This window comes from Rhodobacter sp. P1_C2, assembly GCF_056406375.1.
This window is the reverse complement of the sequence record NZ_JBFUAG010000002.1, coordinates 428,615-447,153: the sequence shown is the minus strand read 5'-3', so window position 1 is coordinate 447,153 and position 18,539 is coordinate 428,615. Positions and strand designations below refer to the sequence as shown.

Sequence of the window (18,539 nt, the reverse complement as noted above, 5' to 3'; positions counted from 1 at the left end):
CACCTATATTCCGCCTTCTGCGACCGTAGTGAACGAGGGAGCGCCGCCATGAACATCCATGACCCCGAACTGGACCGCAAGCCGGGCCGAGACGAGGCAGAGGCCGCTCTGGCGGTGCTGAAGCTTTGGGCGGACCGCTCCAGTGCGGCGGATATCGTCGCGCTCGACCCGGCAGTGGGGGCCCTGCTGGGGCAGGGCTATCCGGTGATGAGCCGTGCCTATCCCGAGGCGTTCCGCGTTGATGAGACCTACAAGGACAGCCTGCCCGACCTGCAGAACGGCCCCGCCAGCCTGATCGTCGGGGCCAAGCAGGTCATCCAGCATGTGGGCATTTCCAACTTCCGCCTGCCGATCCGCTACCGTACCCGCGATGCGGGCGAGGTGATGCTGGAAACCTCGGTCACCGGCACGGTCAGCCTCGAGGCGGAAAAGAAGGGCATCAACATGAGCCGCATCATGCGGTCCTTCTACGAACATGCCGAGCGCGACTTTTCCTTCCATGTGATCGAACACGCGCTGGAGGATTACAAACGCGATCTGGGCAGCTTCGACGCCCGCATCCAGATGCGGTTTTCCTTCCCGGTGAAGGTGGGTTCGCTGCGTTCGGGCCTCTCGGGCTGGCAATATTATGACATCGCGCTGGAACTGGTCGACACCGCCGGTGTGCGCAAGCGGATCGTGCATCTGGACTTCGTCTATTCCTCGACCTGCCCCTGCTCGCTGGAACTGTCCGAACATGCCCGCCGCACGCGGGGGCAATTGGCGACGCCGCATTCGCAACGTTCCGTGGCGCGGATTTCGGTCGAGGTGGTGGGCGACCAGGTGCTCTGGTTCGAAGACCTGATCGACCTCGCCCGCGAGGCGGTGCCGACCGAGACGCAGGTCATGGTCAAGCGCGAGGATGAACAGGCCTTTGCCGAGCTGAACGCCGCCAACCCGATCTTCGTCGAGGATGCCGCCCGCAGCTTCTGCCTCGCCCTGCAAGGCGATGCCCGGATCCGCGATTTCCGCATCGTGGCAAGCCATCAGGAAAGCCTGCACAGCCACGACGCGGTCTCGGTCCTGACCGAGGGCCCGACCTTCGCCGCCGAAAGCCTGGACCCGCGGTTGTTCGCCTCGCTGTATCACGTCGGGTAGGTCGGCCGGGAAATCGGGGGGGCGCCGCCGCCCCCCCGAACCCCCCTGCGCCGGGAGGGTTTCACACCCTCCCGGACCCTTCCGTGGGATATTTTTGTCAAGGTGAAAGGGCAAGTTTGCACCTGGGCCTGAAAACGGGTTCAGTGGCGCCGTGGCGGTAGCGCGGGGCTCTTGATGTTTCCCTTTCTGGATCGGTTGCAGGCGGCGTCCCGGGTTCTGATCGCCGGGATCGGCGGCGGCTTCGATGTTTACGCGGGCATCCCCCTGGCGGTGCATCTGCGCCGGCGCGGGGTTGCGGTGCACTTTGCCAACCTGTCCTTTGCGCATTTGCAGGATTCGGGGGCGGAGCCGCTCGACCCGGTGACCTGGGTCGTCAGCGAAAATCTGCGCGATCTGCCCTATTTTCCCGAGCGCTGGTTGGCGGAGTGGCTGGCGCGGCAGGGCTGGGCGGAGCCGGTCTACGGCTTGGCCAAGACGGGGGTGCGGCCCCTGCAGGCGGCCTATGAGGGGCTGTTGGCCAGGCTCGACCCCGATCTGGTGATCCTGGTCGATGGTGGCACCGATGCGCTGATCTTTGGCGACGAGCCCGGTCTGGGCACGGTGGTGGAGGATGTCGTCTCGCTCCTGGCGGCGGTGGGGGCGGCGGGAGAGCGCTGCCTTCTGGCCTGCATCGGCTTTGGCGTCGATCATTTCCACGGCATCTCGCATCATGCCTTTCTGGAGAACGCGGCGCAGATCGTGCGGGCGGGCGGCTATCTCGGCAGTTTCGGGCTTGCCTCGGGGACGCCAGAGACGGAGGCGTTTCTCGACCTTGTGGCCTATGCAAATCAGCGTCAGCCCCGGCATCAGAGCATCGTGGCCAATTCCATCGCCAGTGCCCTGCGGGGCGAGTTCGGCAATCATCAGGCCACGGCGCGCACCGCGGGGTCGGAGTTGTTCATCAACCCCTTGATGGCGCAATACTGGACCTTTCAGGCCAGCGCGGTGGTGGAAGAGATGGGCTTTGCCGATGCGCTGGCGCGGACGGATACTTTCGGCCAGGCCTCACGCGTCATCGAGGGGCATCATGACGGCGTACCCTTGCGTCCGCGCCGACCTTTGCCCCTGTGACCGGGTTAAAGAAAGGTTAAGGCCAGATCGCAAGGTTTTGAAATCACGCGGTAAAGTCAGGCTTGCACGCGTGCAAGCCTAGGTTCCGGCCCGTTCGACGGCAAAGACGATTTCATCGACCACTTCGGCCAGAAGTCCCTGATCCTCGCATTCGGCCATGACGCGGATCAGCGGCTCGGTGCCGGATTTGCGGATCAGGATGCGGCCCTTGCCGGCGATCCGCGCCTCGTTCGCGGCGATCGTGGCCTGAACCTTGGCGGAATCCAAGGGCTTCATCCCCGCGGCGAAGCGGACGTTCTTCAAAAGCTGCGGCACGGTTTCGAACTGGGTGACGAGGCGGCTGGCCGGCTGGCCGGTGCGCGCCATCTCGGCCAGGAACTGCAGCCCCGCGATCAGGCCATCGCCGGTCGTGGCATAGTCGGTCATCACGATATGGCCCGATTGCTCGCCACCAAGGTTCCAGCCGCCGCGCCGCATCGCCTCGACCACATAGCGGTCGCCGACGGCGGTGCGTTCCAGATGCAGCCCGCGCGCGGCAAGAAACCGCTCCAGCCCGAGGTTCGACATCACGGTGGCGACCAGCGTGCCGCCGTTGAGCCTGCCATCCGTGGCCCAGCGGGAGGCGAGCAGCGCCATGATCTGGTCGCCATCGGCGACGCGGCCGGTCTCGTCGATGATCATCACCCGGTCGGCATCGCCATCCAGAGAGATCCCCATATGCGCGCCATGCGCCACCACGGCCTCGGCCGCGGTCTGGGTATAGGTCGAGCCGACGCGGTCGTTGATATTGGTGCCATTGGGGGTGACGCCGACCGGGATCACCTCGGCGCCAAGCTCCCACAGGACCTCGGGGGCGGCGCGGTAGGCGGCGCCGTTGGCGCAGTCGATCACCACCTTCAGGCCCTCCAGCGTCAGGCCGGCGGGGAAGGTGGTCTTGACGAATTCCTGATAGCGGCCGCGACCATCCTCGATCCTCTTGGCGCGGCCGATGTTTTCGGGCTGGGCCGGGGTGATCTCGCCCGCCACGATGGATTCGATCTCGGCCTCGGCCTCGTCCGACAGCTTGAAGCCGTCGGGGCCGAAGAACTTGATCCCGTTGTCCTGATGCGGGTTGTGGCTGGCCGAGATCATCACGCCCACATCGGCCCGCATCGAGCGGGTCAGGAAGCCCACCGCCGGCGTCGGCACCGGGCCAAGCAGCAGCACGTTCATCCCGGTCGAGGTCAGCCCGGCGGTCAGGGCGTTTTCCAGCATGTAGCCGGACAGACGCGTGTCCTTGCCGATCACCACCCGGTGCGCCGAGCCGCCGTCGCGACGGAAGTAGCGCCCCGCCGCAGCGCCGAGTTTCAGCGCCATCTCGGCGGTCATCGGATGGGTGTTGGCGCGACCCCGCACCCCGTCGGTGCCGAAAAGCTTGCGGGTCATGCCGGAACTCCTGAGCTTGAGGCCTGCCAGAGGGACAGGGCCTGTCGTGTTTCGCTGACGTCATGGACGCGGATCATCTGGATGCCCTGCGCCACACCCCAAAGGGCCACGGCGAGCGAGCCGGGCATCCTGCGGGCGGCCTCTGCCTCGGTCCCGATGGTGCCGATGAAGCGCTTGCGCGAGGCGCCGAGCAGGACCGGCAGGCCAAGGTTGTGGAAGAGGCTCAGGCGCTGCAACAGGGCGAGGTTATGGGCCAGGGTCTTGCCAAAGCCGATGCCGGGGTCGATCGCGATGTTCTGGCGTTTGATGCCGGCAGCCTCGGCCTCGGCCACGCGGGCCTCCAGCGCGTCGTAGACATCGAGCAGCACGTCGTCATAGCGCGGGTCGTGCTGCATCGTCTCGGGTGTGGCGATCGAATGCATCAGGATCACCGGCGCGCCGGTCTCAGCCACGACGGCGGCCATCCCGGGGTCGAACTTCATCGCGGTCACGTCATTGACCCAGGAGGCGCCGGCCCGAAGGGCGGCACGGGCCACGGCGGCCTTGCGGGTGTCGATCGAGATGGGCAGATCGAGGCCACCCTCGCGCAGGGCGGCGATCACCGGGGCGGTGCGGGTGATCTCTTCCTCCACCGGCACTTCGGCGGCGCCGGGGCGGGTGCTTTCGCCGCCGATGTCGATGATCTCGGCCCCGGCGGCCATCAGGCGGGCCTGCATCACCGCGGCCTCAGGGCGCAGGAACAGCCCGCCGTCCGAGAAGCTGTCGGGCGTGATGTTGAGGATGCCCATGATCCGCGGCTGGGACAGGCTCAGGCTGCCGAAAGCGGGGCGCGGGGCGGAGAGGCGGGCGAGATCCTCCGTCGGCAGGGTGCTTGCGGCGAGGATGCGGGGCGCGGCCTTGCGGTCCAGCACCTCGACCCGGTCGAACCAGCAGGGGCCACCGGCCAGGGCCAGGGCCTCCGGCGGGCGGGCGGGGTCACTCATCGCGATGGGGCGCAGGTATTTCATGGGGTTTGACTAGGTGCTATGCGGGCAGGGGGCAAGTCCGCGCCTCAGGCCTGTTCGACCTTCACGCGGCTTCCTGCCGGAAGTGCAACAGAGCCGTGAACGATCAGCCGTTCGGCCGCCATGGTTTCGGCGAGCCAGAGCGCCAGCGTGACCGGATCGCGCGATTGCGGGCCGTCGGTCGCGTCCAAAACCATCTTGGAGGGCGCCCAGACCATCATCTGGCCGCGCTTGATCGCCCAGTCGATCTCGGTCCGGGTTTCCATCACCACGCAGCGCGGGTCGCGGGCGGCAAGCACCCAGGCGTTCTGTTCGATGGCCAGCAGATCGACCCGGCGCTGGGTCGGGCGGTGGTGGGTCTGCGGCTGCGCCAGATCGGGCAGGCCCACGGTCAGGATCACCGGCAGGCCGGTGGCCGTCCAGCCATCCAGGCGATGGGCGAGGTCGGGGCTCGCAATCGCCGCATTGTCGAGAAAGACCACCAGCGGATGCAGCGCCGATTCCAGCCCGTCGTGGCCCACCACCTTCAGCGCCGCCTCGGCACGGGAGCGGACGATCTCCACCCCCAGCTTGTAGGGGCCGATGTCGAGCTTTTCGATCCGGATGAAGACGCGCATCGCCTGCGGCTCGGCAAGGATACGCTCGGCCACGCGTTCGGCCAGGGTCTCGAGCAGATTCAGGCGTTCGGCGGCCAATTCCTCGGCAATCGCCTCGGTCAGCCGGTCGTAGGACAGGATGCGGTCCACATCGTCATTGAGCGGCTGCGGCGCGGGGCGCACCTCGACCACGATGTTGAACATGATGCGCTGGCGGTGGCCGCGTTCCTTCTGGAAGGCGCCGATATCGACCTCGACCACATGGTCGCGCAGCGAGATGCGGTCGCGCGGATCGGCGCTGGCGCTGGCAAGACTGCGCTCTTCGGGATGGGCGAAGGCAAGGCGGATGTCTGAGGTCATGGTGCCCCCCCAAAAGTGAACAGGGCCAGACTAGCGCCTGACCCTGCCGATGCCTTGCCCGAAGCCGACCGCTTGTGCAAGCGGCACGACGCGGGATTACGAGGCGGTCCTGTAGAAGAGATGCCCGCCAATGGCGGCGGTCTGGACCAGATTGCCCCAGCCGGGACGCGACCAGCGGGCGTGGAAGAAGGTCGCCCCCTGGGTCAGGGCGCGCGGGGCGCCATCCATCATCGCGCGGGCGATGCGTCCGGCGCGGTCGGTGGCGACCGGGTCGCGCATCGTGTCGGCGATGCCGTCGCAGATGTAGGAGAAGGCACAGGCCCCGCCGCCCGAGGAATGGACGACGCCGCAGATGCTTTTCGGAAAGGCCGGGTCATCGACCCGGTTCAGGATGACTTCGGCCACGGCGAACTGCCCCTGCAGTCCCTCGCCGCGCGATTCAAAATAAATGGCGCGCCGCAGGCAATCCCATTCGCCATCGCCCTGCGGGACGGGCAGGCTGGCAAGCCAGGCGTCGGTATAGTCGATGAGCACGGGCTTGGCGCCCTTGCCCCGTGGTGCGGCAACTTCAGGCCCCTTTGCCAGGGCGGCAAGGCGGGCTTCGGGCAGGGCATTGACGGTGTCATGCTCGGCCCCGAACAGCGAGGCGAATTGTGCCCCCATGAGCGTGGTCGGATCGTTGGACTGGCTCACCGTCACATCGGCGAAGGCCGCGCCCGTCAGGACGGTCATGGCCAGGGTGGCCAGCGTCCGGCAGAGGTGCAAGCGCATTGTCAGGTGTTCCCGGTTGTTTCCCCAAACGCCGCCTTTCGCCCCCTATTCCGGGTTGCGACAGACGACGGCTGACCGGGCTAAAGCGGAAAAAACCATCGGTCTACCCGCGTGGCCTAAATACCACGGAATCCGGGGGTATTTGCGCGGATTTCCGCCGAAACTCTTAAGTTTATACTTTAGAAACCCTGCGCAAATTCATGATATTGTGTCGTAATTCTGGTTATCCACACGATCGGCCAAGGCCAGATGCGCCGCCGCAAGCCGGGCCAGAGGCACCCGATAGGGCGAACAGGACACATAATCGAAGCCCGCCTTGCGGCAAAAGTCGATTGATTCGGGGTTACCGCCGTGTTCACCACAGATCGAAAGCACGAGGTTGGCGCGGGTTGCGCGACCCCGTTCCGCCCCGATCAGAAGCAGCTCTCCGACCCCGTCGACATCGAGCGAATGGAAGGGGTCCTCGGGGAAAACGCCTTGGGCCACATAGGTCGACATGAAGCGCCCGGCGTCGTCGCGGCTGAGGCCATAGGTCATCTGCGTCAGGTCATTGGTGCCGAAAGACAGGAAGGTCGCGTGCTGCGCGATCTCGCCCGCCCGCAGGGCCGCGCGCGGGGTTTCGACCATGACGCCGAGCTTGTACTGGAAATTCATCCCGGTCTTCACCCGCACGGCGGCGGCGACCGAGTCGATATGGGTCTTGACCAGCTCCACCTCGCGCCGGGCCGAGACGAGGGGGATCATGATCTCCGGCACCACGGTGGCGCCCTGTTTGCCGATCTCCACCGTGGCTTCAAAGATGGCGCGGGCCTGCATGTCGTAGATCTCGGGCAGGACGACGCCAAGGCGCACGCCGCGCATGCCGAGCATCGGGTTGGCCTCGGACAGCGCCTCGGCGCGGCGGATCACTTCGGAAAGCGGGCGGTCCAGCGCCTCGGCCAGTTCGCGCAGGCCCTCGCGGCTTTGCGGCAGGAATTCGTGCAGCGGCGGGTCGAAGAGGCGGATGCAGACCGGCAGGCCCTGCATGATCGAGAAGAGCTGCACGAAGTCGGCGCGCTGCATCGGCAGCAGGCGGGCGAGGGCGGCGGCGCGGTCCTGCGGGGTATTGGCGAAGATCATCTCGCGCATGACGACGAGGCGGTCTTCGTCGAAGAACATGTGCTCGGTCCGGCAGAGGCCGATGCCCTGCGCCTCGAACCGCCGAGCGGTGGCGGCGTCGGCCGGCGTGTCGGCATTGGCACGCACCCCGATGTCACGGACCGCATCGGCCCAGGACAGAAGCTTGCGGAAGGCCTCGTCCAGCGCCGGGGCCAGCATGACGGCAGAGCCGGCCAGAACCTCGCCCGTGGTGCCATCGACGGTGATCTGGTCGCCCTCGCCAAAGACGCGGCCATCGGGGGCGATGATCTTTTTCTCTTTGGAATCAAGCCTGAGGCCCGAGGCGCCCACCACGCAGGGCACACCGATGCCACGCGCGATCACCGCGGCATGGCTGGTGGTGCCGCCGCGTTCGGTCAGGACGCCTGCCGCCGAATGCATGCCGCGGATATCCTCGGGCTGGGTCTCCCTGCGGCAGAGGATGCAGGGCTCGCCCCGCGACTGGCTGGCCTGCGCGGCCGAGGAGGAGAAGACGATCCGCCCGGTCGCAGCCCCGGGCGAGGCGGCGATGCCCTTGGCCACCACATCGCGCGGCGCGCGCGGGTCGACCTGGGGGTGGAGGAGTTCGGTCAGGCTGCGCGGCTCGACCCGCTGGATCGCCTCGTCGCGCGTGATGATCCCGTCATCGGCCATCGCCACCGCGATCCGCAGACCCGCCCGGGCCGAGCGCGAGACGCGCACCGCGTCGATCACCGACAACCGGCCATCCTCGATGGTGAATTCGATCTGCATCTCTTCGCGCAGCTTGCCGCGGCAGGCGGTGCCATAGGCGAGGAGGCTGGCGAAAACCTTGGGCGACAGCTCCTCCAGCGAGGGGCCGCGCTTGTCGCGGGTCAGGTAGAGCGCATCGGTTTCCTTCAGCGCGGCACGGCCCTGCGCCTGGCCAAGGTAGCGCCCGGTGACCTGTGGCGCACCGGTGACCGGGTCGACGAACTGGATGACGCCAGCGCCCGACAGGCCCTGGCCGATGCCCTGGGCCATCTGCTGCACGACGAGGCCAAGCGCCGCCTCCGCCGGGGCGCCCTTGGCCTGACGCAAAAGCCGGGCCGAAGTCCCCTCCCAGGCCCGCGACATCGAGCGCAAAACCTCGGTCAGCTGGCGGGCCGGGTCCTCGGGGAAGGGCTCGTCCATCTCGCGCTCATAGGTGCGCAACGCCTCGCGCAGGGCCTCGGCGGTGTTCTGGCCGGCCTCGAAGATATCGGGGTCGAGGCGGGCGACATGGGTGGCATAGGACTGGACGAAGCGCAGATAGATCGCATCGGCGGCGGTCTGGCCATGGGTGTCGCGCAGGATGCGGTGGCGGGCGGCGTTGAGCCCGACGTTGAGGATGGTGCCCGGGCCGCCCCAGTTCGGGTCCATCGGCGAGGGCCGGACCGAGACGAGCGGGTCAGGCCCGAAATGCGACAGGATGGCGGCGGTGTCGACCGCGGTGCCCTGGGCGATCGAGCGGACGGTGAGCGAGGGCAGGGCGACGGTCCGCGGCACCGGCATGTCGAGCCGGACCAGACGCTGCAGGCATTTCGCCCGCCAGCCATGCTGCGCGGTGCGGATCGCCGCGGTGGGCGTGATCTCGGCATATTCGATCGGGAAGTTCTGCACTGCGGCGCCTTTCGTTTGCGCGTGCAGGATATACGTTGCGGGCCGTGGCGCAAGCGGAGAGGCCGGGGGACTTCGCGTCCCCCGGGCCCCCTGCGGGATATTTTCGTCTGGATGAAAGGGATTACCCTTCGATCTTGGTGAGGTCCGCCACGCCGGAGCAGATGGTGCGGATCCGGTGCAGAAGGTTCAGGCGGTTGCGGCGCACCACGGCGTTGTCGGTGTTGATCTGGGTCGCCTCGAAAAACGCGTCGATCGGCGCGCGCAGGGCGGCCATGGCCCACATCGCCTCGGCAAAGTTTTCGTTGGCGACGGCAGGGGCGATGGTGGCCTCGGCGAGGTCGAGCTTGGCGAAGAGGTCACGCTCGGCGTCGTTCTCGGCGAATTTGACATCGGGGCCGTAGGAATATTCGACGCCGTCCTTGGCCTCGGCCTGGGTCAGGATCGTGTTGGCGCGCTTGAAGCCTTGCAAGAGGTTCGGGCCGTCCTCGGTCTTGAGGAACGCCGCCAGAGCCTCGGCCCGTTTGACGAGGAGGGTGAGGTCGTCATTGCCGGGCATGGCGAGGCAGGCGTCGATCAGGTCGTGGCGGATGCCCTGGTCTTTCAGGAAGACCTTGAGGCGGTCGTGGAAGAAGGAGAGGAGGTCGTCGAGGCCGGGCAAAATCGCATTTCGCCATACGACACCTCGCTGATGTCCGATCACAGCGTCGGCTATCTTTTCCGCCAGCGGGAGAATTCTCGAAAGTGAGACCCCTTGCTTCGGTGCGCTGGTGAACATGTCAAAAGCGTGTATTGCCTCCTTGTCTTCGGCAATTCGGAATTGCTCAGATATCTCGCGGCCGTTTTCATAGTCAGCAATCAAACTCGCGACTAGGTCAGCCATCAGTCGCTTGCGCAGCTTGTCTTCGCGGTCAAGGGCTGCGCTGATGAAGACTTCCAATAGTTTGACGCGCAGCACATTCCCCAACACCAACCGAATAACCCCCAGTGCCGCACGGCGCAGGGCGAAGGGGTCTTTGCTCCCCGTAGGTTTCTCGTCAATCGCCCAAAAGCCGGTCAAGGTGTCGATCTTGTCGGCCAGAGCCACGGCGACCGAGACGGGATCGGAGGGCACGGTGTCGGTCGGGCCGAGGGGGGAATAGTGGTCGCGGGCGGCATTGGCCACGGCGTCGGGTTGCCCTGCGGCCTTGGCGTAGTACATGCCCATCAGGCCCTGAAGCTCGGGGAATTCGCCGACCATGGCGCTGCGCAGGTCGGCCTTGGCGATGCGGGCGGCCTCGGTGGCCTGATCGGGGTTGGCGTCGATCAGGTGGGCGATCTGGTGGGCGAGGCTCTGGATGCGGGCGATGCGGTCGGCCTGGCTGCCGAGCTTGTTGTGGAAGGTGACGGCCTTCAGCCCTTCGAGCCATTCGCCCATGCCGGCCTTGGCCACGCGCAGGTCGTTTTCCCAGAAGAAGCGGGCGTCCGACAGGCGGGCGGAAAGGACCTTCTGGTTGCCCTTGAGGATCGTGGCGCCATGGTCCGCCGTCTCGGTATTGGCGACGGTGATGAAGCCTTCAATGCGGGCGGTCTTGGGGTTGCGGACCGAGAAGAACTTCTGGTGTTCCTTCATCGAGGTTTGCAGAACCTCGGGCGGCAGGTGCAGGAACTCGGGCGCGATCTTGCCCATCAGGGGCACCGGCCATTCGACGAGGCCGGCGATTTCGGACAGAAGGCCTTTGTCCTCGACCACGTCCCAACCGGCGGCAAAGGCGAGGTTCTTGGCATCCTGCCAGATATGGGCCTCGCGCTCGGCAGAATCGAGCACGACATGGGCGCGCTTCAGCTTGACGACGTAATCGTCAAAGGAGGTGACGGCGAAGCGGCCGGGAGAGAGGAAGCGGTGGCCCTCGGTCGTGTTGGAGGCTGCGATCCCGTCCACCGACAGGGGCACCACGGCGGCGCCGGCCTCGTCGATCAAGAGGCAGAGGATCGAGTGCAACGGGCGGACCCAGCGCAGGCTGCCCGAGCCCCAGCGCATCGACTTCGGCCAGGGGAAGTTGCGGATCGTGGCTTCGAGCACCTCGGCCACGATCTCGGCAGCCTTGCGACCGGGCTTTTCGATGACGGCAAAGAGGGTGACGCCGCCCTTCTTGTCCTCGCGCCGTTCCAACTGGTCGAGCGTCAGGCCGGTGGAGCGCAGGAAACCTTCCAACGCGGCGGGGGGCGCGTCGGCGCGCGGGCCCTTGCGCTCCTCGCGCACGGGGCGGCTTTCGGCGGTCAGGTCATGTAGCGACAGGGTCAGGCGGCGCGGCGTGGAAAACACGCCGGCGGAGGCATAGGTCAGACCGGCCTCGACCAGGCCATCGGTGACCAGTTTCCGCAAATCCTCACGCGCCTTGGCCTGCATGCGAGCCGGGATTTCCTCGGAGAAGAGTTCGATCAGAAGGTCAGGCATCTAAGGCTCCACGCCGGGGGCGAGCTGGTTCCAGGCATAGGCCCGGCCATCGGGGAAAACGGCAACGACGCGGTCGACTTCGACATCGTTGGTGTTGGGGACGACATTGGTCTGGCTGAGGAAGGCGACAGCCTCGCCCGTGGCCAGGGCATCGGTGATCTTGCCGGCATCGAAGCAGGAAAACCACGAGGGCGCGTTGAGCGGCGTCGGCGCCTCATAGACCTTGTAGGTCTCGGTCAGGGTCGCAAGGCTGACTTCGGAGGTGAAGCAGGCGCGAAACCGCAGCGGCGAAGAGGTGGCGTCGATGCCCTGCAGGTCATGCACCGGAATCGCCTCGGGCAAGGCCGAGGAGATCGGGGTCAGCACGATTTCCGAGCCGGGGGTGAAGGTGACCTTTTCATAAAAGGCATATTCCTGCAGCCAGTAGCCGCCAATGCCCGCAAGGACCGCGATCAGCACGATGGAACCTGCGACGAGTTTGCCATTCACGCTGTAACCTCTGCGTCGCGGCCCGCCTCGGTCAGGCGGAAGGCATCGGCGCATTTCTTGGCCAGCGCGCGGACACGGCCGATATAGGCTTGGCGTTCGGTGACCGAGATCACGCCGCGCGCGTCCAAGAGGTTGAAGAGGTGGCTCGCCTTGATCGTCTGGTCATAGGCCGGATGGGCCATGATGATCCGCTTGCCGGTCTTCGGGTCCTCCGGCGGGAAATCCAGCAGGCGCTGACATTCGGCCTCGGCATCCTCGAAATGGCGGAGGAGCATGTCGGTCGTCGCACCATCGAAGTTGTGGCGGGAATATTCTTCCTCGGTCTGGCGGAAAATGTCGCCATAGGTCAGGGCGATCGGCGATTGAGGGTCGTTGAAGGGCATGGTCATCACATGGTCGATGCCAAGCACATACATCGCCAGACGTTCCAGCCCATAGGTCAGCTCGCCCGAGACCGGCTTGCAGTCATGGCCGCCGACCTGCTGGAAATAGGTGAACTGGCTGACTTCCATCCCGTCGCACCAGATCTCCCAGCCCAGACCCCAGGCGCCCAAGGTCGGGCTTTCCCAGTCATCCTCGACAAAGCGGATGTCGTGCAGGCTCGGGTCAAGGCCGATGGCTCGGAGTGAGCCAAGGTACAGCTCCTGCAGGTTCGGCGGCGAGGGTTTGATGATGACCTGATACTGGTAGTAATGCTGCAAGCGGTTCGGGTTCTCGCCATAGCGGCCATCGGTCGGGCGGCGCGAGGGTTGGACATAGGCCGCCGTCCAGGGTTTGGTGCCGAGCGAACGCAGCGTGGTCGCCGGGTGGAAGGTGCCGGCGCCGACCTCCATGTCATAGGGTTGCAGAATGGCGCAGCCTTGCGCGGCCCAATAGGTTTGCAGCCGCAGGATGATCTCCTGAAAGCTGCGCGGCGGGGTGGGGGCGGTTGCGGTCATTTCAGCCTCGGGTCAATGCGCCCTCTCCATAGGCAAGGGCGGCGAAAGGGTCAATGCGACGAGGGGGCGAGGCTGGGATTTTCGCGGCTTTTGGGGGGTGCATCCGCGCAGCGCCATGCTAGAGTCTGCAAAAAGCCGCCTCGGGCCGGGGGGCGTTCGGTGGGGCATGAGAAAAGGGTAATTGCGACGATGCGGATTTTGCGTTTGGTCTTGGGCTTTTTGGCCCTGATGATGGTGACCCCTGCGATGGCGCAGGATCAGGCCTGGGTGCAGATCGAGGCGCAGCCGAACCTGGCGACCGCGCTGACGCGGGCCAAGGCCTATGCGGAGATCTTCCCGCAGGTGCGCGGCTTCAAGCTCGACTCAGGGTGGTATGGCATCGCCCTTGGTCCCTTCGGGTCGGATCAGGCGGTCGAACAGCTGCAGGCGCTGATGGCGCAGCACATGATCCCGGATGACAGCTATATCTCGGACGGGGCCAGCTACCGCGCGCCCTTCTGGCCGGTGGCCGGAGAGCCGAACGTGACGATCGAGGCGCCCGCAGATACCTCGCCCGCCACGCCTGCGCCGGATGCGAGCCTGCCGGAAGCGACCCAGCCGGACGCGACAGTCTCGACCCTGCCCGAAGCCCAACCCGAAGAGACGGTGGCCGAGGCGCGCGCCGCCGAAGCGGCCCTGACCAATGGCGACAAGCAGGATCTGCAGTCGGCACTCAAATGGTACGGTTTCTACACGGGCAAGGTTGATGGCAACATCGGTTCCGGCTCGCGCGGGTCGATGGCCAGCTGGCAGGAGGCCGAGGGCTTCGAGCCGACCGGCGTGCTGACCACGGCGCAGCGCAAGAAACTGGTCGAGGGCTATCGCAGCGAAGAGGCGGGCTTCGGCTTTCAGACCGTCACCGATGCCGAATCCGGCATCGAGATCACCCTGCCGATGGCGATGCTGGCCTTCGACCGCTATACCCCGCCCTTCGCGCGCTATGCCGAAAAGGGCGGCTCGGGCCTGACGGCGATGCTGATCTCCGAACCCGGCACGAAGGCGAGCCTCGCCGGGCTTTACAACGTGTTGCAGACGCTGGACATCATGCCCGCCGACGGCGAGCGCAGCCTGGGCGACAAGTCCTTCACCCTTCATGGCCGCAATGACAAGATCGAGACTCTGGCCTATGCCGAGGTCTCGGGCTCCAATGTGAAGGGCTATCTTCTGTCGTGGAACCTGAGCCTGTCGGGCCAGATGCAGCGGGTTCTGCCGATGGTGCAGTCCAGCTTCCGCTCCAGCGGCGACAAGGCGCTGGACCCCGGGCTGGTGCCGCTCGAGGCCGCGGCCAAGCGTGGCCTCCTCGACGGGCTGGCGGTGAAGAAGGCCAAGCTCGCCCAGACCGGCTTCTTCGTGGACGGCAAGGGCTCGGTCCTGACGGCGGCGGCGGGGGTCGCCCAGTGCAAGACCGTGACGCTGGATCACGGGGTCGAGGCCAAGGTGAGCTTCACCGACAAGGCAAGCGGGCTGGCCGTGCTGACGCCCGCGGTGCCCCTGGCGCCGGCGAGTTTCGCGGCCTTCGTCGCCGAGCCGCCGAAGGTCGGGGCGCCGGTTTCGGTCTCGGGCTATTCCTATGGCGGGCGGCTGCCCGCGCCGGTGATGACGCGCGGCACGCTGGAGGAAGGCGCGGGCTTGAACGGCGAGACGGGTCTGGTGCGGTTGTCGCTGCAGGCGATGCCGGGCGATGCGGGCGGGCCGGTGCTGGACGCCAGCGGCGCCGTGGTCGGCATGTTGCTGCCCTCCGATGCCGGGGCTGCAAAGCAGATGCCCGAAGGCGTGGCCTTTGCCGCGACGGCGGCGGCGCTGACCCAGGTTCTGGGCAATCCGGCGGGTCCGGCGCTGACGCTGAACTCGGCCTATGTCGCAGGCAAGGCCACGCCGGATGCGCTGAACGCCGGGGCGCGGGCGATGACGGTTCTGGTCTCCTGCTGGGAGTAACGGCTCGGGCAGGGCCTTGGCCGGGGTTTAAGGAAAGGGCGCCGGCACCGGCGCCCTTTTTCATGCGATATCATTGCCTTGCGGCGCGGGTTTGCGGCCGGTGACCATCGACCGCACCAGGTTTTCGTGGTGGCGCAGCGAGGCGAGGGCCACCCCGCCCAGATGCAGCGCGATCAGTCCCAGCATCGCATCGGCGATCAGCCCATGCAGGGTGGAGACCCAATCCGCGCCATACCAGGTGTCGGTGAACTGCATCCAGCCGGTCACGACCAGCCCCAGCACCCCCGCCATCAGGGCAAGGATCATGGCGCCGCCCGCCGGGTTGTGCCCGATGTAGCGCGCCTCATCTCCCCGCAGGATCGCAAGAAGATAGGCCAGAACGCCGCGCGGACCCCGCACGAAACTGGCAAACCGCGCATAGCGCGTGCCGGCAAAGCCCCAGACCAGCCGCAAGAGGATCAAGCCGCCTGCCGCATAGCCTGTCCAGCTGTGCAGATCCTCGGCCCGGTCGGCGCTGAACCAGGCCAGGGCAAAGCCCGCGACGAGGCTCCAGTGGAAGAGGCGGACGATGCGGTCCCAGACCGGCACGGTGGCGCGCCTCTCCCTGGCCGTGCCGGGGCGCGGGGCCGGGTCAGCCTTCGCCGGCTTCGGCATTTGCGACCGGCTCCAGCGTTTCGGCGTTGAAGCCGAGCGTGGCCTTCTTGCCCTTGGCGTCCTTGGTATAGGCCTCGTAGCAGCCGTTTTCGGTCTTGATCTTGACCACGCTCAGGCCCTGGGTCTTGAGGAGGGCGGTCAGATCCTCCTTGGTCTTGAAGGTCGATGCCGCGTTCTTGGAGCAGGTGACGGCGGGCTTGGCCGTGGTGTCGGCAAAGGCCGGAAGGGCAAGGGTCAGGGCGAGGGCTGCGACGGAAAGCTTGACGAGCATGGCGGTCTCCGGAGGGTTCAGGGGCTGGTTTCGCAAGAAGGTTTTGCGGGGCGCGGGGGCAGAAGCGCTGCCACCGGCCTGAAGCCCTCCTAGGGGGCCAAGCTGACAGGCGCCTGAACGGTCTTGCGCCTTCTGACACGAAGTCGTGAGGGGTCTGGCGCAATGCCGGGGACGGGAGGGTTCAGGCAAGATGGGCAGATTGCCCATCCTACAATCTGCCGCTTGCGCCCTTGGCCCTGGGGGCAGGGCGCGCCACTGGCGGGCGGGGTACTGCTGGCGGTTTGGCCGGGTTTCGGCGAAATGGCGCCGCTTTGCCGTGCGCGGGGCGCCGCACCGCGCAGGCCATAGATTTTGTGCTTGTCGCAAGCGGTTGCACAAGGGTACGATTCGGCCAATCCATTTTGAGAGGAGTTTATCCATGTCCCTTGTGAAGGCCGCGCTTGCCCTGGCAACCGCCCTTTCCCTCGCCACGCCAGCCCTGGCTGACCCGACGATCGGGGTGGGCCTGTCCTATTCCTTCGGCGCGGGCAAGCCGCAGACCGGCTTTGGCGTCCGCCTGTTCTCGGACAACCAGCGCAACAAGTTCGCTGGCAGCCTTGGCGCGGATTATGTGATGGAAAGCCAGATGTGGCGCGGCACGGTGGGGGCGGCCTATCTGGCGCATGGCGCCTATGTCGGGCTCGACCTCGGCTATGGCCTCGGCGGCGGCGGGATCGACTGGGGTGTCAGCGGCGGTGCCGTCAACAGCCGCAAGCACGAGAGCGGTGGCGGCGGCGGTGGTGGCGGCTGCGATGGCGAAGGCTGCGGCGAGCAGTGAGCCCTCCCGCGCGGGGTGCCGCAGCCCCCGCGCGATGATCAGGGCCTGACGCCCCGTGCCAGTCCAATCCCCTGACGGCAAGAGAAAAGGCCGGATCGCAAGATCCGGCCTTCTGTCACGACATCTCCGGTAGGATGGGCAATGCTGCCCATCTTCCAGACGCGTCCTCAGTTGCGGGCGCGGTCGACCATCTTGCCCTTGGAGATCCAGGGCATCATCGCGCGCAGCTTTTCACCGACCTTTTCGATCTGGTGTTCGTCATTGCGGCGGCGGGTCGCCTTGAAGAAGGGCTGGCCGACGGTGTTTTCCTGCATGAAGTCCGAGACGAACTTGCCCGACTGGATGTCTTCCAGAACGGCTTTCATCCGGGCCTTGGTCTCGGCATAGGGCAGGATCCGGGGCCCGGAGACATATTCGCCATACTCGGCCGTGTTCGAGATCGAGTAGTTCATGTTGGCGATGCCGCCTTCGTAGATCAGGTCCACGATCAGCTTCACTTCGTGCAGGCATTCGAAATAGGCCATTTCCGGCTCGTAGCCCGCTTCCACGAGGGTTTCGAAACCCATGCGGATCAGCTCGACCAGACCGCCGCAGAGCACGGCCTGCTCGCCGAAGAGGTCGGTTTCGCATTCCTGGCGGAAGTTGGTCTCGATGATGCCCGAACGGCCGCCACCGATGCCCGAGCAATAGGACAGGCCCAGCTCCATCGCCTTGCCCGAGGCGTCTTGGTGGACGGCCACGAGGCAGGGCACGCCGCCGCCCTTGACATATTCGCCGCGCACGGTGTGGCCCGGGCCCTTCGGCGCCATCATGATCACGTCGACGCCGGGTTTCGGCTCGATCAGGCCGAAGTGGATGTTCAGACCATGGGCGAAGGCGATCGCGGCGCCGTCGCGGATGTTGTCATGGACGTATTTCTTGTAGGTCTCGGCCTGCAGCTCGTCGGGCATGGTGAACATGATCAGGTCGGCCCAGGCGGCGGCGGCGGCGATGTCCATGACCTTCAGCCCCTCGCCTTCGGCCTTCTTGGCCGAGGCCGAGCCGGGACGCAGCGCGATGACCAGGTTCTTGGCGCCCGAGTCGCGCAGGTTCAGCGCATGGGCATGGCCCTGGGAGCCGTAGCCGAGGATGGCGACCTTCTTGTCCTTGATCAGGTTGATGTCGCAGTCACGATCATAATAGACGCGCATTGGCGTTCTCCTTCATTGATGGCGGCAGCATAGGGAGATTTCCGTGGTTTCCCGTGCATTGTTTGACGCCAGACGATTTTTCTGCGAAAAATCATGCGCCATTTCCTGATATGCCGGAAAAATCATGCCGCTTGACGAAACCGACCGCCGGATCCTGCGGCATTATCTGACCGAGCCGGACCTGCCCCGGGCCGAGCTTGCCGCCCGGGCCGGGGTCACGCAGGCCACGCTCTGGCGCAGGCTGGAGCGGCTGGCCGAAGCCCGCGTCATCACCGGGCTGCATGCGGTGATCGACTGGCGGCAGCTCGGCTACGAGGTGGAGGTTTCGCTCCGCTTCACCCTCGACAAGACCAATCCGCGCGCCTTTGACGAGTTCATCGCGGCCGCCCGCACCGTGCCGGAGGTGATCGGGATCGAGACCTTCCTCGGAAGGGTCGATATCCGCCTCAACGTCATCGCCCGCGACATGGCGCATTACCAAGAGGTCTACCGGACCCGCATCCTTGCCCTGCCGCATATCGCGGAACTCGAGGCCCTGATGCTGATCTCGACCATCAAGGACGGCGAAGGGGTGCCCCTGTGAACGCGCAGCGCGAGGGCCGCGTCCGATGA

Annotated in this window: 16 protein-coding genes; 5 read left to right on the top strand and 11 right to left on the bottom strand. The window is 66.3% G+C overall.

Going from position 1 to position 18,539, the window contains the following annotated elements:
• Window positions 1-48 precede the first annotated feature (48 nt).
• Window positions 49-1,137, top strand: coding sequence for a GTP cyclohydrolase FolE2 (gene folE2, locus AC1DZT_RS04875; RefSeq protein WP_478005474.1), 1,089 nt, complete (start codon window positions 49-51; stop codon window positions 1,135-1,137).
• Between the two features lie 174 nt (window positions 1,138-1,311).
• On the top strand, window positions 1,312-2,247 hold the full coding sequence (locus AC1DZT_RS04870; RefSeq protein ID WP_478005473.1) for a DUF1152 domain-containing protein: 936 nt from the start codon (window positions 1,312-1,314) through the stop codon (window positions 2,245-2,247).
• A gap of 78 nt (window positions 2,248-2,325) precedes the next feature.
• Here AC1DZT_RS04870 and glmM read toward each other — a convergent pair whose 3' ends face one another.
• From glmM to AC1DZT_RS04830, 8 genes are all read right to left on the bottom strand, one after another.
• Entirely contained in the window at window positions 2,326-3,672 is a 1,347-nt protein-coding gene (gene glmM / locus AC1DZT_RS04865; protein WP_478005472.1) for a phosphoglucosamine mutase, read from the bottom strand.
• Complete coding sequence (gene folP / locus AC1DZT_RS04860) at window positions 3,669-4,679, bottom strand: dihydropteroate synthase (RefSeq protein WP_478005471.1); 1,011 nt, start codon at window positions 4,677-4,679, stop codon at window positions 3,669-3,671. Before folP ends, glmM begins: the two co-directional genes overlap by 4 nt.
• A 44-nt stretch (window positions 4,680-4,723) precedes the next feature.
• The gene (locus tag AC1DZT_RS04855) at window positions 4,724-5,632 is read right to left on the bottom strand and encodes a dihydroneopterin aldolase (protein WP_478005470.1); all 909 of its coding nucleotides are present in this window, start codon (window positions 5,630-5,632) and stop codon (window positions 4,724-4,726) included.
• Between the two features lie 96 nt (window positions 5,633-5,728).
• The gene (locus AC1DZT_RS04850) at window positions 5,729-6,403 is read right to left on the bottom strand and encodes a cell wall hydrolase (protein ID WP_478005469.1); all 675 of its coding nucleotides are present in this window, start codon (window positions 6,401-6,403) and stop codon (window positions 5,729-5,731) included.
• A 198-nt stretch (window positions 6,404-6,601) separates the two neighbouring features.
• Window positions 6,602-9,160: a putative PEP-binding protein gene (locus tag AC1DZT_RS04845; protein ID WP_478005468.1), complete on the bottom strand. Its 2,559-nt coding sequence runs from the start codon at window positions 9,158-9,160 to the stop codon at window positions 6,602-6,604.
• Window positions 9,161-9,281: 121 nt separating this feature from the next.
• The gene (gene glyS / locus AC1DZT_RS04840) at window positions 9,282-11,594 is read right to left on the bottom strand and encodes a glycine--tRNA ligase subunit beta (RefSeq protein ID WP_478005467.1); all 2,313 of its coding nucleotides are present in this window, start codon (window positions 11,592-11,594) and stop codon (window positions 9,282-9,284) included.
• Window positions 11,595-12,083: a DUF6446 family protein gene (locus AC1DZT_RS04835; RefSeq protein WP_478005466.1), complete on the bottom strand. Its 489-nt coding sequence runs from the start codon at window positions 12,081-12,083 to the stop codon at window positions 11,595-11,597.
• Window positions 12,080-13,021 carry a glycine--tRNA ligase subunit alpha gene (locus tag AC1DZT_RS04830; RefSeq protein WP_478005465.1) on the bottom strand — a complete coding sequence of 314 codons (942 nt, stop codon included), beginning with the start codon at window positions 13,019-13,021 and terminating at the stop codon, window positions 12,080-12,082. Before AC1DZT_RS04830 ends, AC1DZT_RS04835 begins: the two co-directional genes overlap by 4 nt.
• 189 nt (window positions 13,022-13,210) lie before the next feature.
• Between AC1DZT_RS04830 and AC1DZT_RS04825 the strand changes: the two genes are divergently transcribed.
• Complete coding sequence (locus AC1DZT_RS04825) at window positions 13,211-14,995, top strand: serine protease (protein ID WP_478005464.1); 1,785 nt, start codon at window positions 13,211-13,213, stop codon at window positions 14,993-14,995.
• 60 nt (window positions 14,996-15,055) lie between these two features.
• On the opposite strand, the gene AC1DZT_RS04820 is transcribed toward AC1DZT_RS04825, so the two are convergent.
• Complete coding sequence (locus tag AC1DZT_RS04820) at window positions 15,056-15,649, bottom strand: cytochrome b/b6 domain-containing protein (protein ID WP_478005463.1); 594 nt, start codon at window positions 15,647-15,649, stop codon at window positions 15,056-15,058.
• Entirely contained in the window at window positions 15,627-15,920 is a 294-nt protein-coding gene (locus AC1DZT_RS04815) for a PepSY domain-containing protein (protein WP_478005462.1), read from the bottom strand. The genes AC1DZT_RS04820 and AC1DZT_RS04815 overlap by 23 nt, the downstream gene beginning before the upstream one ends.
• Before the next feature lie 418 nt (window positions 15,921-16,338).
• Here AC1DZT_RS04815 and AC1DZT_RS04810 point away from each other — a divergent pair, with 418 nt between their 5' ends.
• Complete coding sequence (locus tag AC1DZT_RS04810) at window positions 16,339-16,737, top strand: hypothetical protein (RefSeq protein ID WP_478005461.1); 399 nt, start codon at window positions 16,339-16,341, stop codon at window positions 16,735-16,737.
• A gap of 167 nt (window positions 16,738-16,904) precedes the next feature.
• Here AC1DZT_RS04810 and ilvC read toward each other — a convergent pair whose 3' ends face one another.
• Complete coding sequence (ilvC, locus tag AC1DZT_RS04805; protein ID WP_478005460.1) at window positions 16,905-17,927, bottom strand: ketol-acid reductoisomerase; 1,023 nt, start codon at window positions 17,925-17,927, stop codon at window positions 16,905-16,907.
• A gap of 124 nt (window positions 17,928-18,051) precedes the next feature.
• Here ilvC and AC1DZT_RS04800 point away from each other — a divergent pair, with 124 nt between their 5' ends.
• Window positions 18,052-18,510, top strand: a complete 459-nt coding sequence (locus AC1DZT_RS04800) for an Lrp/AsnC family transcriptional regulator (RefSeq protein ID WP_478005459.1) — start codon at window positions 18,052-18,054, stop codon at window positions 18,508-18,510.
• The last annotated feature ends 29 nt before the right edge of the window (window positions 18,511-18,539 follow it).

Coding starts and splice junctions, on each gene's coding strand:
- AC1DZT_RS04830 (WP_478005465.1), bottom strand. CDS start 13,021: ATGACCGCAACCGCCCCCACCCCGCCGCGCAGCTTTCAGGAGATCATC.
- ilvC (WP_478005460.1), bottom strand. CDS start 17,927: ATGCGCGTCTATTATGATCGTGACTGCGACATCAACCTGATCAAGGAC.
- glyS (WP_478005467.1), bottom strand. CDS start 11,594: ATGCCTGACCTTCTGATCGAACTCTTCTCCGAGGAAATCCCGGCTCGC.
- folE2 (WP_478005474.1), top strand. CDS start 49: ATGAACATCCATGACCCCGAACTGGACCGCAAGCCGGGCCGAGACGAG.
- AC1DZT_RS04870 (WP_478005473.1), top strand. CDS start 1,312: ATGTTTCCCTTTCTGGATCGGTTGCAGGCGGCGTCCCGGGTTCTGATC.
- glmM (WP_478005472.1), bottom strand. CDS start 3,672: ATGACCCGCAAGCTTTTCGGCACCGACGGGGTGCGGGGTCGCGCCAAC.
- AC1DZT_RS04825 (WP_478005464.1), top strand. CDS start 13,211: ATGCGGATTTTGCGTTTGGTCTTGGGCTTTTTGGCCCTGATGATGGTG.
- AC1DZT_RS04800 (WP_478005459.1), top strand. CDS start 18,052: ATGCCGCTTGACGAAACCGACCGCCGGATCCTGCGGCATTATCTGACC.
- AC1DZT_RS04810 (WP_478005461.1), top strand. CDS start 16,339: ATGTCCCTTGTGAAGGCCGCGCTTGCCCTGGCAACCGCCCTTTCCCTC.
- AC1DZT_RS04855 (WP_478005470.1), bottom strand. CDS start 5,632: ATGACCTCAGACATCCGCCTTGCCTTCGCCCATCCCGAAGAGCGCAGT.
- AC1DZT_RS04820 (WP_478005463.1), bottom strand. CDS start 15,649: ATGCCGAAGCCGGCGAAGGCTGACCCGGCCCCGCGCCCCGGCACGGCC.
- AC1DZT_RS04815 (WP_478005462.1), bottom strand. CDS start 15,920: ATGCTCGTCAAGCTTTCCGTCGCAGCCCTCGCCCTGACCCTTGCCCTT.
- folP (WP_478005471.1), bottom strand. CDS start 4,679: ATGAAATACCTGCGCCCCATCGCGATGAGTGACCCCGCCCGCCCGCCG.
- AC1DZT_RS04850 (WP_478005469.1), bottom strand. CDS start 6,403: ATGCGCTTGCACCTCTGCCGGACGCTGGCCACCCTGGCCATGACCGTC.